Origin of the sequence: Paenibacillus sp. FSL R10-2734 (genome assembly GCF_037963865.1) — a bacterium.
GTDB lineage: Bacteria > Bacillota > Bacilli > Paenibacillales > Paenibacillaceae > Paenibacillus_AQ.
On the sequence record NZ_CP150170.1, the window covers coordinates 2,562,191 to 2,580,129 of the forward strand.

14 protein-coding genes are annotated in these 17,939 nt (G+C 43.8%); 13 read left to right on the forward strand and 1 reads right to left on the reverse strand.

The annotated features are described in order from the left end of the window. Positions 1 to 56: 56 nt before the first annotated feature. The 9 genes from NSS67_RS11110 to NSS67_RS11150 all read left to right on the forward strand — a co-directional run bounded on the left by NSS67_RS11110 (position 57) and on the right by NSS67_RS11150 (position 11,800). Positions 57 to 488: a MarR family transcriptional regulator gene (locus tag NSS67_RS11110; protein WP_339319585.1), complete on the forward strand. Its 432-nt coding sequence runs from the start codon at positions 57 to 59 to the stop codon at positions 486 to 488. 18 nt (positions 489 to 506) lie between these two features. Next, positions 507 to 1,889: an MATE family efflux transporter gene (locus NSS67_RS11115; protein WP_339319586.1), complete on the forward strand. Its 1,383-nt coding sequence runs from the start codon at positions 507 to 509 to the stop codon at positions 1,887 to 1,889. 189 nt (positions 1,890 to 2,078) lie between these two features. After that, positions 2,079 to 2,978, forward strand: a complete 900-nt coding sequence (locus NSS67_RS11120) for a sugar ABC transporter permease (RefSeq protein WP_339319587.1) — start codon at positions 2,079 to 2,081, stop codon at positions 2,976 to 2,978. 63 nt (positions 2,979 to 3,041) lie between these two features. Continuing rightward, entirely contained in the window at positions 3,042 to 3,824 is a 783-nt protein-coding gene (locus NSS67_RS11125; protein WP_339320571.1) for a carbohydrate ABC transporter permease, read from the forward strand. 139 nt (positions 3,825 to 3,963) lie between these two features. Next, positions 3,964 to 5,331, forward strand: coding sequence for an extracellular solute-binding protein (locus NSS67_RS11130; protein ID WP_339319588.1), 1,368 nt, complete (start codon positions 3,964 to 3,966; stop codon positions 5,329 to 5,331). A gap of 131 nt (positions 5,332 to 5,462) precedes the next feature. Continuing rightward, positions 5,463 to 7,235 (forward strand): sensor histidine kinase, encoded by a 1,773-nt coding sequence (locus NSS67_RS11135; RefSeq protein WP_339319589.1) that lies wholly within the window; start codon positions 5,463 to 5,465, stop codon positions 7,233 to 7,235. Next, positions 7,210 to 8,808, forward strand: coding sequence for a helix-turn-helix domain-containing protein (locus NSS67_RS11140; RefSeq protein ID WP_339319590.1), 1,599 nt, complete (start codon positions 7,210 to 7,212; stop codon positions 8,806 to 8,808). Before NSS67_RS11135 ends, NSS67_RS11140 begins: the two co-directional genes overlap by 26 nt. A 30-nt stretch (positions 8,809 to 8,838) precedes the next feature. Continuing rightward, positions 8,839 to 10,704, forward strand: coding sequence for a DUF2264 domain-containing protein (locus NSS67_RS11145; protein WP_339320572.1), 1,866 nt, complete (start codon positions 8,839 to 8,841; stop codon positions 10,702 to 10,704). Continuing rightward, complete coding sequence (locus tag NSS67_RS11150) at positions 10,685 to 11,800, forward strand: glycoside hydrolase family 88 protein (RefSeq protein WP_339319591.1); 1,116 nt, start codon at positions 10,685 to 10,687, stop codon at positions 11,798 to 11,800. Before NSS67_RS11145 ends, NSS67_RS11150 begins: the two co-directional genes overlap by 20 nt. A gap of 80 nt (positions 11,801 to 11,880) precedes the next feature. Here the strand turns inward: NSS67_RS11150 and NSS67_RS11155 are convergent, their stop codons facing one another. Beyond that, on the reverse strand, positions 11,881 to 12,891 hold the full coding sequence (locus NSS67_RS11155) for a LacI family DNA-binding transcriptional regulator (protein ID WP_339319592.1): 1,011 nt from the start codon (positions 12,889 to 12,891) through the stop codon (positions 11,881 to 11,883). Positions 12,892 to 13,238: 347 nt separating this feature from the next. On the opposite strand from NSS67_RS11155, the gene NSS67_RS11160 reads away from it, so the two are divergent. From NSS67_RS11160 to NSS67_RS11175, 4 genes are read left to right on the forward strand one after another with little or no spacing between them, the layout of a single operon-like run. Further along, positions 13,239 to 14,552 (forward strand): ABC transporter substrate-binding protein, encoded by a 1,314-nt coding sequence (locus NSS67_RS11160; protein WP_339319593.1) that lies wholly within the window; start codon positions 13,239 to 13,241, stop codon positions 14,550 to 14,552. 2 nt (positions 14,553 to 14,554) lie between these two features. Beyond that, the gene (locus tag NSS67_RS11165; protein WP_339320573.1) at positions 14,555 to 15,433 is read left to right on the forward strand and encodes a sugar ABC transporter permease; all 879 of its coding nucleotides are present in this window, start codon (positions 14,555 to 14,557) and stop codon (positions 15,431 to 15,433) included. Then, the gene (locus NSS67_RS11170; protein ID WP_339319594.1) at positions 15,420 to 16,259 is read left to right on the forward strand and encodes a carbohydrate ABC transporter permease; all 840 of its coding nucleotides are present in this window, start codon (positions 15,420 to 15,422) and stop codon (positions 16,257 to 16,259) included. Before NSS67_RS11165 ends, NSS67_RS11170 begins: the two co-directional genes overlap by 14 nt. A 23-nt stretch (positions 16,260 to 16,282) precedes the next feature. Beyond that, a complete protein-coding gene (locus tag NSS67_RS11175) occupies positions 16,283 to 17,938 on the forward strand; it encodes an alpha-glucosidase (RefSeq protein ID WP_339319595.1) in 1,656 nt (551 codons plus the stop codon). Position 17,939 lies beyond the last annotated feature (1 nt).

Genomic DNA, 17,939 nt, shown 5'->3' on the forward strand with positions numbered 1-17,939 from the left:
ATTATGATGATGGTGTTACTTAGAGTTCTAACTAATTTGAGTAAGGGGAGATCATAATGAAGAGGCAAGTTATAGACACACCATTTTCTAATTTAATCCGTGAGATCGGGATGAAACTAAAAAGTACAGCTGATGCCAGGCTAAATGAGCTAGGTTTAAATTCTCAACAAGGTCGGATGATCGGTTATATTTATGGAAATCAAGAAACAGGTGTTATTCAGAAGGACTTAGCCGAAGTATTTAACAGAAGAGGGGCTAGTATCACCAGTATGCTTCAGGGGTTAGAGAAGAAAGGTTATATCAAGCGTGTTACGCCTGAGAATGATGAAAGACAAAAAAGGATTTTCGTTTTGGAAAAGGGAGCTCTTTTGGTGGAAGAGTTTAATCAGGTTTTCTTAGATGTAGAAGATAACCTCACCAAAGCACTCACTCCCGAAGAAGCGGAAACTCTGAAATCATTATTACAAAAAGTGAGCTCAAGCTTATAAAAGTTCGGAGGATTGAACATGGAAACAGAAGTTTCAAATCAATATTATTTAGAAAAAGCACCGATTAAGAAAGCTATTGCCCATTTATCGATTCCGATGATGATCGGGATGTCTGTTGGTACCATCTATAATGTAATCAATGCTTATTTCATTGGTTTACTTCACAATACAAGTATGCTGACTGCCATTACGCTCGGTCTACCCATTTTCACAGTCTTAATGGCCTTTGGGAATATGCTTGGAGTAGGTGGAGGAACATTTATTACACGGTTAGCGGGGCAAAAAGATACGGAGAAGGGAAAGAAGGTCGCCGGCTACACTTTTTATGGAAGTATTATGGTCGGGATTCTTATTGCTCTATTAGCGATGTTAGCGATTGATCCCATTACGCGATTGCTGGGTGCTGATGCAGCCACCTTTGATTATACCAAAACGTATGCGCTGACTCTTTTTGCTGGTGGCTTTGCGATAGTACTTAATTTAGCCTTGGAACAGCTAGTGCGTTCGGAAGGTGCCTCCAAAGAATCGATGTATGGCATCTTCATCAGTACGGCTTTAAGTTTAATTTTTGATCCGCTCTTTATTCTAGTGCTGCACTGGCATGTGGCAGGTGCTGCGTTGGTGATGGTTTTAGCGAATGTGGGCTCCGCAATTTATTATGTCTATTTTTTAGAAACGAAAAGTGAGCATTTAAGAGGATTCTTGAAGCATTTCAAGATATCCATTCGAGATCAATTAGAAGTGTACAAAATAGGTGTATCTGAGTTATTGCAATTTAGCTTTATGATTGTGAGCACGCTTTTGTTAAATAACTACGCTATTCACTATGGAGAGAATGTGGTAGCTGGATTCGGTGTGGCGTTAAGAATTGTGCAAGTTCCGGAGTTTTTATCAATGGGCTTATTTTTAGGCTTGATTCCACTATTTGCGTTTACCTTTGCTAGTCAAAATATGGCGAGACTTAAATCAACAATTAAACATGCTTTTGTATATATCGGAGGTATTGCGATTGTATTTGTGGGTCTAGTATTTCTGTTTAGAGGAACGATCCTGCACATCTTCTCTAATGACCCTTCGGTGTTAAGTATGGGAACTTATATACTGGTAGCCATGCTGATCTCTGCTTTATTTAATGGCTTTACGGGTTTATTCATGAGTATTTTTCAAGCTACCGGACAGGGAGTACCAACCAACATTATGGCCATTACACAAGGCGTTTTGTTTATCCCAATGATTATCATCCTGCATTCAATTTTCGGATTGCACGGCGTGATCTGGTCAATGACCATAACAGAAGTTATAACGAGCTTGATGGGCGTCGTTTTGTTTATTATTTTTAGTAAAAAGCTGAAAAGTACAGGTGAAGCCCTAAAAGGGAATGTAGAGGTAGCGTCAGTGTAAAATGATCTCTGCTTAACGTAAAACATAGAAATGTAGTGGATGGCGGGAGCTTGGCTCGCGCTTTTTTGCGTTACCTTGAAGGTTGCGTAACTGAAGGATCGGTAAAATTAGTTCCAAAATGAACAATTATAGTTCTTATGATCACCGCCTACTTTTTCTACAATTATGGATAAGTAAAGGAGGAGAACTATGATACGAAAATTTCAACTTAAAATGGATACGCGCGAAGCGATCGCTGGGTATTTATTCGTCGCTCCACTTATGCTGGGGCTGATCATCTTGACGTTGATCCCGGTGTTGGGTTCACTGCTGTTAAGCTTTACGGACTGGAACTTTGTGGCTGGTTTAGGAGGGATTCGGTTCGCTGGTGTGGATAATTTCATAAGACTGTTTCATGACGATGCTTTTATGAAAAGCTTGCTGAATAATCTGCTCTTTATTATCACGGTGCCGGTTACGATCATCATTGCTTTGCTGTTAGCTATCTTGATTGATAAACAGGTTTTCTTGAAGGACTTGTTTAAAGTGATTTATTTCCTTCCTTACATCTCCAGTATAGTTGCCATCGCCATGGTCTGGCAGGTTATGTTCCATCCCTCGCTCGGACCTGTCAATCAATTCTTGATGTCACTGGGTTGGGCTAATCCACCCAAATGGCTGGCTGATATTCATTATGCTTTGCCGTCACTTATGTTAATCCAGATATGGATTCTGCTCGGGTACAACATTATTATTTTTATCGCTGGGTTACAGAGTATTCCTAAGGATCTTTATGAAGCGGCCGATATTGATGGGGCCAACGTCTGGCGGAAATTCCGCAATATCACGGTGCCCTGCATTTCGCCAACTACCTTTTTCCTGCTAGTTACAGGTGTCATCGGCTCATTTAAGATCTTTGATCTGATCCAAGTGCTGACACAGGGGGGACCAGCCAACTCCACGACCGTTATCGTTTATGAGCTCTATGACACTGCCTTCAATCAATTGAAGACCGGTTATGCCTCTAGCATGGCACTTGTCCTGTTCCTCATCTGCCTGATCATTACAGCCCTGCAGATGTTAGCGCAAAAAAAATGGGTCAATTATTAAAGGCAGAAAGGAGAAATTACAGTGAGAAAAGAGCTTTTATCCAGGACCTTCTGGACTATCGCAATGGGACTGCTAGGTATCGTATTTCTTTTACCGTTTCTATGGATGTTATCCACTTCCTTTAAACTGGAGAAAGATGTGTTTAATTTTCCGATTCAATGGCTGCCGCAGCAGTGGAACCTCATTGAGAATTACAAACAGGTTTGGTCAGGCGACTTCGCTCGTTATTACGGAAATTCCATTTATATTACACTGACTACGACTATAATTAATGTGCTGATATGTGCACTGGCTGCTTATGGGTTCTCCAAGCTGCGTTTTCCGGGAAGAGATGCGATGTTTGTAGTTGTATTGGCACTTTACATGGTTCCTCCGCAGGCTTCGCTGGTTCCACAGTTTCTACTGTTTAATTGGCTGAATCTGATCGATACGCATATAGGCTTGATCTTAATTAACAGCTTTAGTATTATCGGTGCGTTTATGCTCAAACAGTTTTTTATGGGGGTAAACAATGAGTATCTTGAATCCGCGCGGATGGATGGAGCAGGTCATTTTCGTTCTTTTCTACAAATTGCATTTCCGCTGATTCGTCCTGCTGTAGCTACTTATGCTATTCTTCGATTTATCTGGACTTGGAACGACTATCAGTATCCGCTCATTTTTTTGAAGTCTAAAGAGCTGTTTACCATTCAGTTAGGAATCCGGTTGTTTGGGGACCAATACGGGGATGTATATTCGCTCATGATGGCTGGTGCAGTCTCCGCAATTCTGCCATTGTTGATTATTTTTGCTCTTGGTCAGAAGCAGGTTATTGAGGGAATTGCTCTCGGAGGCGTGAAAGGATAATAAAAGTCAAAATAGTTTCTCTTCGGTAGAATATGAGAACTTTCCTCGTCTATCCTGCATGTTAGGATGTTCTTGTAAGCAGTTACATAGCACTAGCTGTAAAGCGAGGTATACCCAACACATTTTTAGGAGGGTCTATATGAAAAAGAAATTATTATCCGTGTTTATCATCTCATCGATGGCGTTGTCATTGGCCGCTTGCGGCGGAAATGCGAAAACAAATAATGCAGGAGCGACTAATTCCCCTGATACTAGTGGAAATAAAGAGCCTGCAGCAGCGGAGAAGGTTACGCTGAAGCTGAGTACCTGGCAGACGGAAGCCAAAGCGAAGTGGAGTACAATTATCGCCGAGTTTGAGAAGACGCATCCTGATATTCATGTGGAAGTAGATTTACTGAATGAAAAAGGTGATTCTGTCGCCTCCATGCAGAAGCTCGATTTGATGGCGGCAGCAAGTGACCCACTGGATATTGTCGAACTGCCTTATACGAATTATTCACAGCGTGCAGATATCGGTGTGTTAGCACCGATGGACGAATATATTGAGAAAGAAGGGTATAAGCTCACAGATGAATACCTGGTGGACACTACAGTCAATGGTAAAATCTATGCGCTACCGTCTTCCATGCAACGCTGGTTCGTGCTCCTTAACAAAGAAATGTTAGATGAGGCGGGTCTGCCTGTTCCGACCGACTGGACCTGGGCGGATTTCGAAGAGTATGCGAAAAAATTGACCAAGGGTGAAGGTGCAACGAAGCGTTTCGGTGCATATCTGCATAATTGGCCGGATTATTTCCAGCTCCAGCTAATGAGTAAACCTGCGGATAATACATTTCTAAAAGCTGACGGAACCTCCAATGCGCTGGACCCGCAGTTTAAGGCTAATCTGCAGATGATGAAGAAAATGATGTACGAAGATAAGAGTGCCACTCCTTATGAGGATATTATTTCGCAGAAACTTGCCTACCGGAATCAGTATTTCAATGGTTTAGCAGCGATGCTTCCAATGGGAGACTGGATGGTTGCGGAATCGGGCGGTACGGAGGCCATTCCGGCAATTTTCGTTACAGCATTTGCCCCAATCCCTCGATTGGATAGTGAGAGTAAACATTATTCACCTGTTCAGCCAACCTATATGGGGATAGCTGCTAAATCTAAGAATAAGGAAGCGGCTTACACCTTTGTACGCTGGTATACCTCAGAAGGACTGGAAATCGGCGGACGTGTATTCTCCGGCTGGGCGAAATCGGATACGAACAAATTGGTGGATACGATTGTGAATGGTTCTAAGGATCCATCTATGATTGATGTAGATTCCCTGAAATATACGATGGAGAACTCGACACCAGGTGCGACGCAAGTTCCGGCTAAATATGCGGATGAAGCTAAGAACAACGTTATTCCTGAAGCGGAGATGTATCTCCTTGGCCAGCAGGATCTAGATGTCACAGTTGCCAATATTGATAAGAAAATTTCGGAAGTCGTTCAGAACAATAGCGGAAAGTAGACGGAGGCTGATTGTACCCTTCCTTAAGGGGGCTTATAATGTGGGGGCAGGATAGCATTTCTGCCTCCTGCTCCAAATTCAAACAGATATGGGGCCTGTCATCCGTGTTTAAAAAGCATCAATCACTTCGAATGAAACTTGTCTGGTCTTCAATGATCTGCGTACTGATCCCGCTAGTCTGCATTTACATGGTTACAGATTATTTAACCCGGGATCTGATTCTGGAGAAGGCCGTTGGCAGCGCAAGAGAATCTCTCAATGCGTCCAGTGCCAATATGAATGCCATTTTTGAACAGACGCTGGAGCAGTCCAATTTTGTGCTTCAGAACAGCGAAATTAGGCAGATGATGTCTGCTGATCCCAAGACGCTCCATTCAGCGAAGGAGATCATCCAGTATAACCGTATGTCGCGGATGCTGGATGATATGTTCGTTCTATCAGAGTATTTGAAAGTGACGCTAATCGGAAAAAATGGATTTATTTATACCAGTTATCCTTATAGCGACTTTGATCCGAGAACCTTTTACAACGAGCATTGGATGTCGCTACTGAAACAAACTCAGCCGATTTCGACTTTCTGGAGAGCGGAGCACGACACTTACTACAACTATTCTGATAAGGGTTCAGCCAATTGGGTAACCATTGCGAGACCTATCCAATCGACCTCCAGCAGCACGATCGGATATTTGATTATAAACATCAATGAGCGTAAACTCCACCCTTATCTGAATAATGATAATGGTAAAGAGATGATGCTTTTGGATGATAAGGGAACTGTAGTCTCGCATGCCGATCCGGCCCGAATTGGTGAAACAATGACGTGGTGGAAAAAGGATGGCAAGCTAGATACTGTTGATATCAGTGGGGAGAAATTCTTGTATGTAGATCAGGAATTGAGCAGCAACAATTGGCAGATGGTAAGCATTATCCCAATGAAGGCGGCATTGTCAAAGAATAAACAGATTTTATTTATCAGCTTAGCCGTACAGATTCTTTTCTTTACGTTGTTTTCCGTTCTCTTAACCGTTCTAATCTCAAAGATTACTCAGCCTATCGTAAAATTGAGTGCTTTTGTAAAGCGAATAGGTCGTGGTCAATTGGATGAACGTTCGTTCATTCGAGGAGATAATGAGGCGGCACAGCTTGCCCGTACCATTGACCAGATGCTGGATCGTATCGAGTCTATGATTGAACAAATCACTTATGAGCAAACGGGAAAAAGAAAGGCCGAACTGGAAATGCTGCAGGCGCAGATCAATCCGCACTTTATGTTTAATCTGTTGAATTCGATTCGCTTAAATATTCTGATGCAAGGAGACAAGGAGAACGCAGAGTTGATTGGTTCGCTGTCGTCTTTGCTCCGCATGACCTTTAACAGAGACAATGAGTTTATCCCGCTTCGTGAGGAGACTGATACGATTTCCCATTATGTGACTTTGATGAATTTCCGCCATGCCAATCAGGTCAGGCTGGAAATGAATTTAGCAGACGGAACTGCTGAAGCACTGGTGCCCCGGTTTATGATTCAGCCTATGATCGAGAATGCCATAATCCATGGCTTTGAGCAGTTTGGTGGCGAGATCTTTATTGAAGCTCGTATTGTTGCAAGTACGGGAACCTTGGTTATCACGATTAAGGATAATGGGGTGGGAATGTCATCGGATACTTTAACAAGACTTCGTGAAACCGCATACAGCAGCGAGCAAATTGCAGAGGAAGACAGAAAAGGGTTCTCAGGCATAGGTCTGCGTAATGTGGCCCAACGCCTCAGCATGATTTATGGTGCTTATTTTAAGCTGAATATATCTAGCGAACCTGATGTGGGTACGGAGATTTGTTTGGAGTTTCCACTGGATTATGGAAAGGTAGGTGTGGAGAATGCTGACGGCAATATTGGTGGATGATGACTATCCGGTTATCCGTTATTTGTCGCAGGCCGTGCCTTGGAGTGAACTCGGTATTGAACTCATCGGATGCTTCTACAGTGGTCTGGAGGCTTGGGAGAAAGCATCGGAGAATCCACCAGATCTGATTATTACTGATATTGGCATGCCCAAGATGAACGGATTGGAGATGCTTGAGAAATTCAGAGCGGTGAAGCCGGGAATCCGTGCGATCATTCTCTCCTGCCACAACGAATTTAAGTACGCTCAGCAGGCACTTAAGCTAAACGTGGGGGAATATATTTTAAAGGAATCACTGGATATCGAGCAGCTGGGACATGCACTCAGAACACTTGTGAAGGAAGTGGGTCTGAACAGGCAGCAGCATACCGAGATGCTGGTATATAAGCAAAAGCAATCACAGAACCGCGCCGCGCTAAAAGAAAAGTTTCTTAAAGATACATTGTACCAATCTTGGGACAAGGTGGCTTGGATCGAGCAAGCCCGGTCAAACGGAATTATGATCCATGCCAAGACCTATATTCCGATGCTTATAGTGATTGACCGTCCAGAGGAAGCCTCACGGGTGCGCCGTATGAGTGAATATACGATTTCTTTTGCAGTCGAGAATATTATGCATGAAGTGCTTGAGGCTGATCACAGTCTGTTTATTTCGAGATACAGTCACAAGGAGATTGTCATTCTCTTTTGCAGCGATCAGGCTTCCAGAGACCAACAAGCGATCTATCATTCCATTCAAAATGCAGCCTCTGCCGTACAGAAATATCTCAAGCTGTCCGTCTCCTGTCTATTTGGCGCTGAGGCGCGCAGTCCTGAGGAGATTCGCGGAACACTTCAGCGGATGCTAAGGGAGAAGGTTCAGCGGTTTTATCTCCCGGCGGCGGGAATCCACCGTTTTGAAGAGATATGCTTTTCTGGAGAAGATATTTATGCCGAATATGGAAGCTTGTACGCTGTTATCAATGATGATATTGCCCTGAACAGGGAAACGGAGCTTCGCGTTCATGTTAAGGAATGGAGAGAATGGGTAGCATCGCAGAAGTTCCATCCAAATGAAGTTAAGGAATGTGTTCTTAGGTTGCTGATGGACTTGCAATTGAAGACAAAACAACTGCTGCAGTCTCCATTGCCTATGGTCGAAGAGAAGCTGTTTAGCTTGGTGGGTGACATTGAAACCCTGGAGCATTTGGAAGATTGGCTGGTTCAGTACTTGGAGGAGTTAGCGCGGAAAATAAGTTTATTCTCCATCAAGTCCAAACGGAGTGAAGTCATCAAAGCCCAGCAGTTCGTAATTAGTCATGTAACGGAAAAAATAACGCTGGAGGACATGGCCGGACGCCTTAATTTGAATGCCAGCTATTTCAGCCGTTTGTTCAAACGAGAAACAAATCAGAATTTCATTGAATATGTAAATATGCTTAAGCTTCAGAAGGCAAAGGAGCTGCTTAATCAGTCTGGAAAGACTGTGGAAGAGATCTCCGAGTATCTGGGATATGCCAACAAAAGTTATTTTATCAAGCTGTTTAAACGAGAAATGGGCATGAGGCCCAGTGAATATGCAGCTTGGCATTGAGTTTGAATTGGAGGGAACCATGCTGTGGAAATGAAGGGTGCTAAAAATGAATTACAAATGTTCTTAAATGAACTATATGCTCCGCTGGAGAGTCAATTTACTGCTGGTCGTGCAGGCATCGATATGGGAGCTACAGGATCAATATACAATGAAGCTACCGCACTTATGGAAGCCTTCGCTCGTCCATTATGGGGGCTTGTTCCCCATGCCAGCGGCGGAGGAGAAAGTGCGCTCTGGCCAATGTTCCTCGAGGGGATCATCAACGGGACAGACCCAGAGCATGAAGAATATTGGGGTGAATTCTCGACCAAAGACCAGCGTATGGTAGAACAAGCCGTGCTGGGACTGGGTCTTGCTCTTGCGCCGCATAAGATGTGGGGGCCACTGAGTGATACCCAGAAACGACATGTATATAACTGGTTGAACCAGATCAATCATGTAGATCGTTCTAACCCGAATAACTGGCTGATGTTCACAGTTCTTGTGAATGTGGGCTTTAAGAAAATCGGATTGCCCTACGATCAAGAGATAATGAATGATTATTTGGAGAAAATTGATACCTACTACCTGGGTGATGGCTGGTATTCCGACGGGCTGACCGATCAGAGAGATTATTATATTGCTTTTGCTATGCACTATTACACGTTAATATACGCTAAATTGATGGCGGATGATGATCCTCAGAGGGCTGCAGCTTACCGGGAAAGATCCGCGCAATTTGCCCAAGACTTTATTTATTGGTTTGCTGAGGACGGAAGTGCCATTCCTTTCGGACGTAGTCTGACCTATCGTTTTGCGCAGGTCTCCTTCTGGAGTGCGCTGGTGTATGCCGAGGTACTTCCTTTTTCATATGGCGTTCTCAAGGGAATTATAATGCGTCATTTTCGTTGGTGGTTTGATAAACCTATTATCGGAATAGACGGACTGCTTAGCATCGGATATGCTTACCCGAATCTGGTAATGACAGAGAACTACAACGCCCCCGGATCACCGTATTGGGCCTTTAAAGCTATGCTTATTCTCGCATTGCCGGATGATCATCCTTTTTGGCAGGCGGAGGAAGAGCCACTGCCTGTATTGAATGATCTACTGCCTCTCCAAGAGGCACGTATGCTTGTGAGTCGTCCAGAAGGAAATAGGCATGTCATCGCCTATACCTCAGGTCAGATGGCTAACTTTGATATGGCACATAGCGCGGCCAAATATTCGAAGTTTGCATACTCTACGTTATTCGGCTTCAGTGTGCCGAAATCAGGATACGGGTTGAGTCAAGGCGCTTACGACTCTACACTAGCGTTGTGCGAATGCGATGAACACTACCGAGTTCGCAGATTTTGTGAGCAGTGGGAAATTGGAGAGAGTTTTGTATATTCCCTCTGGCATCCATGGAGCGATGTTCATGTGGAGACATGGATAATTCCGGCAGGTCTGTGGCATGTCCGTATTCACAGCATTCATAGTGCGCGGAAGCTCGACGTTGCGGAGGGGGGATTTGCGATTGGTCAGTCTGCAGGCTTCTCCCGAAGTGAACGGGAAACGATCCAAGTATCTAACACTGCTGTCTCGGTGCAATTGCCCTGGGGAATCAGTGCGATACATACGCTAAGCGGCTTTGACCGGGGAGAGTGTGTACAACCCGAACCCAATACCAATCTGCTGAAGCCACGGACGCTTCTTCCAAGCTTGTGCTCCAGACTGGAACCGAGAAATCAGGTACTGATCTCTGCTATCTTTGGAGCGACGAATACGCCAGAGAACCAGTTAAGTCTGGCTACCCCGCCGCTTATTAAGCAGTCGGATGGAAGTATTGCTGTATACGATCCCCGTAACGGTGCACTGCTGCATACTGTTGATTTATCGGAAAGGAGAAACAAAGATGTGGAAAACGGCAATTGAGGAAGCAATTCGCAAGGTCGGGAGCAATGTCACCAGTCATCCGGGCAAACTGCCTCATATCACGGAGGGGCAGCAGTACGAATGGGGCGACAATGACGATTGGATAGAGGGATTTTATGTGGGCATGATGTGGCTTGCCTACGAGTATGGAAAAGATTCATTCTATAAGGAGGCGGCAGCCTCTTGGTTGGGGAACTTCAAACATCGTCTAGATCATCACATCGCCCTTGACCATCATGATATAGGTTTCTTGTATTCATTGACTGCGGTAGCAGAGTGGAAAATAACAGGAAGCGTTGAAGCACGGGCTGTCGGACTTCAAGCTGCGGATACGCTGTGCAAGCGCTGGCGTGAAACAGCAGGGATTCTTCAGGCCTGGGGACTAGAGAGTGATCCCGAGAACGCGGGGCGCATTATTATTGACTGCTTGTTGAATTTGCCACTGTTGTTTTGGGCTGCGGAGGAAACGGGGGACAGTCGCTATTATGATATAGCTCTCCAGCATGCACTAAAGAGTCGTAAATATCTTGTTCGCGGCGATGCTTCCTCTTACCATACGTTTTATTTTGATCCGGTTACCGGAAATGCAATCCGTGGAGGAACCCATCAAGGCTATGAGGACGGATCGACTTGGACACGTGGTCAGGCGTGGGGAATATACGGATTTGCTCTAGCTTATCGCTATACACGGGATGAAGATTTTCTTAACACCTCCAAAAGTCTGGCCCATTATTTCATTAACCATCTACCTGAGGACAGTGTTGCTTATTGGGATTTCGATGTGCCAGTGGAAACTGATACACCTCGCGACAGCTCGGCTTCGGCGATTGCGGCTTCCGGTCTCTTGGAACTGCTGGATCTCTTGGAAGCAGATGATCCCGACCGTGTTATTTATGAAGCAGCCCTACTTCGCAGCATGAAATCGCTGGTGGAACATTATGCGACGTCTGGAAATCCAGAGGCGGAAGGACTGCTGAAGCATGGCTCCTATCATGTCAGAGGTGGACGCGTGCCTGATGGTCATATGATTTGGGGAGACTATTATTATCTAGAAGCGCTGATCCGCATGCAGACCGGAATCCGAGGATATTGGTAGTAGGAGTTCAAAGCATCGACACAAAAACCTCACCCATTTGATTGGGTGAGGTTTTTGTGTTATGCGTGGATTTACTGGGTTTATGTATTTAAATGTTGTGTGGATTCCCGAATGATCAGATTGGATGGAAGAAGAACTTCTATAAAAGGATCCTCAGGATGATCAATACGCCAAATAAGCTGTTCTACGGCTTTACGTCCAAAGTAAGTCAAATCTACATCCATTGTTGTAGTCAAAGGTGTCGTGATTCGTGACAATTGTCCATTATCGAAGCTGACAATGGATACATCTTGGGGGATTTGATACCCAAGCTTGTATATAACAGAATTGATCAAGAACCCAAATCCGTCATTGACACAGAACCAAGCCGTGGGCTGCTTATCCAACCCTTGAACTGCGGTGAATACGTCATCCATTTCTTCAAGTACATGATCGACCACCCATATCGGGTTGAATTTAATTCCAGCTTGGTATAGAGCCAGGCGATAACCTTCCAGGCGCTCGTAATAGCTTGGAGAGAACTGAATATTGCCGATAAAGCCAATATGGGTATGTCCCAATTCAATTAAATGCTGCACCGCTGTATAAGCTGCATAGCGATTATTGGTGAGAATACTGTCGGCCATAAGATCAGGATGGTGGTGATCAATTAACACGGTGGGAATCCCTGTGTCGGTCACTGCTTGGATATAAGGGTTCGTAATATGGGACAAAATTAAGATTCCTTCTACGGAATCATCCAATAATATCGAAGGCAGGATCAGATTTTCGGAAGCATGCTTATCAATAGATTGAATAACCATGCGCTTATTTCGCTTTGCAGCTTCCTTCTCAATGCTCAAATAAATTTCTCCGAAAAAGTTACGTTTGGAAAATGCGAATTCTGATGCCAAAATGACAAAGGTCCCAACTTCCTCTTCAGTGCTTTTGCGCCCTCGCGAATAGATGTAACCCATCTCATTCGCTGCATCGATAATTAATTGCCTCGTTTCTTCACTAACACCGTCTTTACCTGACAGAGCCTGAGAAACAGAGTTCTTAGATATATTTAATCGATCGGCGATATCTTGCATTGTTACCTTCACTTTCATGCGAAGATACGTCCTTTCTTAAATAAAAATGCTACGAATATTATTCTATACTTTCTCTCATAATACTAAAGATTATACTGCAAAACCACATTACAATACTAAATTATTTTAACATTACAAACTAATTTAGTAAAGCTTATGTACTATGTCTGTAATTGTGTCTTTTGTATAAACAATCGAGAAATAGGTTGACAATTTCGCTAAAAACTATAATAATAGCAATTGTAACGCTTACAAAACCACTTACAAGCATGTATTCAGTAATTTTGTAACGTTACAAAAAATAGTATTAAGAATTACAAAATGCTGCACTGATGTGCATCGATACTTAGGGAGGGTTTATTATTATGAAGAAGAAGCTTTCAGTAATGCTTGCACTTACGCTTGTATTCACGATTCTAGCCGGTTGTGGATCGAAGAGCAGTAATACAGGCACTTCAGCAGATGGAGTAACAACTATTGAGTTCTGGGCAGCACCTAACCCGACTCAACAAGCATATTGGCAGAGAATCGCCAAAGAGTATGAGACTGTGAACCCTAAGGTGAAAATTAATGTAAGTGCGATCAAGGAGTCCCCAACTTCTGAGGCGAGTATCCAAGCTGCAATTGCAGGTGGAAGCGCACCGACGATGACTGAGAATATTAGCCGTGGTTTTGCAGCACAGCTTGCGAACAGTAAAGCGTTGGTTCCATTGGATACGATAGATGGCTTCAATGATATTGTGACAAAACGTAATATGACCAAAACGATTGAACCTTGGGAATTTGCGGATGGCCATCAATATGTTCTTCCAATCTACTCGAATGCGATGTTGTTCGGATGGAGAACGGATATCTTGAAAGAAGCTGGTGTGAACGAAGTTCCGAGAACATACAGCGAAGTGCTTGACGCAACGAAAAAATTAAAAGCAAAATACCCAGATAAATATCTTTGGGCGAAACCTGACTTAGCTGACCCTACATCTTGGAAAAGATGGTTCGACTTCTTCATGTTGTACAATGCAGCTTCAGACGGTAACAAGTTCATTGAAGGTAGCAATTTTGTAGGCGATGAAAAAGCTGGTGTAGACGTTCTTACTTTCGTGGACAATCTTCGTAAGGAAAAAGGGCTGTTGTCTCAGAATGTAACAGAACCTTTCGAAAATGGTGTGGGCGTATTTACGGATGTAGGGCCTTGGACATTCAGCACATGGGCTGAGAAATACCCAGAGCTTCAGTACAAGAAGAACTTTGAAGTAACATTGCCTCCTGTTCCGGACGGTATGGATCCAGCGAATGCAAAAACATTTGCGGATGCAAAAGGAATTGTTATCTATGCATCGGCAAGTCCAGAGCAACAAGCTGCTGCAATAGAATTCATCAAGTGGGTGTACTCGGATGACAAGAACGATGTTGCCTTTTTCCAAGAAACCAACTTGCCTCCAGCACGTGATGATGTAGGTACAAATGAAGTGTTTAAACCAGTATTTGAAAAAACGCCTGTATTGCAAGAGTATGCTAAAGCAATTCCGAATGCTGTACCATCCATGGACAATCCGAAATTCAACGAATTGCAAACCTTTATTGGTCAAGAGGCCTTTAATAAAATCGTTCGTGGAGAGATTGATCCAAAAACAGGTTGGGACAATATGAAGAAGGCGATTGAAGGGGAACTTCAATAATGATTGAAAAAAATAATAATCGGTTAGGCTGGCTTTTTGCCAGCCCTTACCTTATTTTTTCGACAGTATTTTTCTTAGGGCCGCTTATCTGGTCTCTTTATTTGTCTTTTACTAACTGGGACTTGATTTCACCAACTTATGATTTTGTAGGATTTAAGAACTTTATCAAAGCTTTAGGCACACCAGGAGTAAGATCGGCATTTTGGGTAACGTACAAATTTATGATCGTGTTTGTACCGATTGTTACAGCCATGTCGCTTTTTGTAGCGGTGATTGTAAAAGGCTTACCTAAATTTAAATCTGTATTTCTTATTGGGTTCTTCTTGCCTTACCTATCCTCAGGGGTTGTTGCATCCCTTATTGTTAAAGGGTTTTTGTCACATACAAGTCCTGTTCAAACATTCTTGCGTGACCGGTTAGGTCTTGATATTGACTGGCTCGGGGGATCTTTCTCGGCATTGTTCGTCGTAGCGATGATTATGGCCTGGAAATTTACTGGTTACTATGCGTTAATCCTTACTTCAGGTTTAGAAAGTATTGATCAAGAAGTATATGAAGCAGCGGCGATTGATGGCGTGAAGGACAGTCAAAGGTTCTGGAAAATTACGTTGCCTTTGGTTTACCCTGCGATTTATACAACCTTAATCTTATCCTTTGGTGCAACATTCGGAATCTTTACTGAGGTCTATCAATTAACAGGTGGCGGACCTAACTACGCAACGAATACATGGCAAATGGAAATATACAGCCAAGCATTTAAGAACCTGCAAGCAGGTTACGCATCAGCTATTGCGATTATGGCTGCGGTTGCGACATTTGTGTCCATCTACGTGATTCGAAAAATTCTGGAAATGTGGGGTAAGCGCAATGGTTGGGTCTAATTCAAACACCAAGCTCCGGCTGTCGGTCCGCTATCTGATTGCGATCGTTCTGCTCGTGATTATGGTATTCCCCTATTTATATATGGTATTGAACTCACTTGCGGATTGGTCACAGGTAGACCGGAAGCTTATACCGACGAAATTAACGCTACGCTCGTATCAATGGCTCTTTACAGGCGGTGAGACTGGGATTACAAGACCATGGATTCACGCCTTCTTTAACAGTGTGTTCGTTTCTTTGATATCTACAGCATTAATGATGCTGTTCGCGATTATGGTCGCTTATGCGTTGGCGAAGCTGAAATTCCGTGGAAGAGACTCTATTAACAACTTTGTATTGTTTCACATGTTCTTCCCGGCGATCATCCTGATCATTCCTAACTTTTTGATTATTCAAAAGGTAGGACTGTTCGATACGTATTGGGCGCTCATTATTCCGAAGGCGATGAGTTTATGGGGGATCTTCATGTATACCAACTTCTTTAAGGCGGTTCCCGACGCCTTCATTGAAGCTGCTAAGCTGGATGGGGCATCCGATTTCAAAATCCTGTATAAGATTATGATGCCGATGTCGAAGTCCATTACGACTGTTGTATTCTTATTCCTACTAATGGAACGTTGGACAGAGCTCCTCTGGGATATGATCGTCGTTCGAAGTGACGGAATGTTAACTTTGAACGTTTTATTATCTCAGATGTTCGGTCCGTATCAAGCATATCCGGGTCCAATGTATGCCGGTGCAGTGATGCTCACCTTACCAATTATTATTTTGTTCATCATTTTCGGCAAGAAGTTCCAGGAAGGTATGCAATTTAACTTGAAATAGTTCAGCACAGGAGGGGTAATCGATTGGAAAAGCCGTGGTGGAAAAGGACGGTATTCTATGAAGTGTATATGCCAAGCTTCTGTGATAGCAACGGGGATGGGATTGGTGATTTCAAAGGTCTTACTTCCAAGCTGGATTATTTGCGGGATCTTGGAATTGGGGGCATTTGGCTAACACCGTTCTATACGTCCCCTAAAGTAGATAACGGGTATGATATTGCAGATTATTGCCAAATTGATCCGGATTTTGGAACGATGGAGGACTTCGAACGATTTATCCAGGAAGCGAAGACTCGTGGGATCAGAGTGATTGCCGATCTTGTCTTAAACCATACGTCTTCAGAGCATGCGTGGTTCAAAGAATCCCGATCCTCAAAGACGAACCCGAAGCGGGATTGGTACATTTGGAAGGACGCTGTGAACGGCGGAGCTCCGAATAACTGGGAGTCTTTTTTCGGCGGAACTGCGTGGGAATGGGATGCTGCCACGGAACAGTATTACTATCATGGGTTTGCGAAAGAACAGGTCGATTTAAACTGGGCGAATCCTGAAGTAAAAGAAGCGATGAAGGATGTTATGGCTTATTGGCTGGGCAAAGGCGTAAGCGGGTTTCGGTTGGATGTTATCAACTTCTTATCGGTTTCCGATCAATTCCCAGATAATCCGATGGATGAAGCAACAGGTGAACAGAAGCATGTGCATGACCAGGATCAAGATGGAATTTTGGAAGTCATCCAGGAAATTAGTGAATTTGTTCATGCTCATAGTGGAATGTTCATGGTGGGTGAGGTTGGCTCCGAAGATATGGACATGCTGAAGCGTTACAGCGGAACGGGTAAGTTTGATGTGGTCTTTAATTTCAATCTGGGCAGTCAGAAGGAATTTAGTCCAGAGAACTTATTCGCCGAGCTTAAGACGATGGAGAAGGTACACGGTGCGGATCAGATGCCTACGTTATTCTTCGGCAGCCATGATATGGACCGCGTTATTTCGCGCTTTAGTGACGGGGATGCGGAGATTGAGGAAGAACGGGCCCGCCTTATGGCAACACTGGCCTTGACCGCTAAAGGTGTACCTTTCCTATATTTCGGCGAAGAAATTGGAATGCGGAATTTCGTAGCCCATAAGCTGGAGGACATGCGAGATATCCAAGGTTTGAATGCATATGAAATCGCACTACAGCGGGGGGCTACCCCATCGGAAGCCTTAAAAATTGCGAATGCGAAGGGAAGGGATGCGTCCCGTTCTCCAATGCAATGGAATGCAGGCTCATATGGCGGATTTACATCAGGAACACCATGGATTGGCATGGGTCCGAATTATGAGCAATTAAACGTGGAATCCGAATGGAATCAACCGAATTCACTGCTTCATTATTATAAAAAGCTTCTCCATTTGCGCAATACACAGAACGTATTTCAGTTCGGGGATTATGATGTGCTGGAACGCAGAGGCAATCTTATATTATACGTAAGGACATTGAAAGAAAGTAATACCAAAGCGCTCGTGGCCTTGAACTATGACAACCAGAGCGTGCAGATTGCTCCTAGAGCGTTACTGGATGGGAAAGCAACTTTTGTTTTATCAAGTCGCCGAGATAAAGTGAGCGGCTCAGACTCAGTAACTCTGATGCCGAATGAAGCCGCAATATGGATGCATGAGCCGCTATTATTTAAATAGA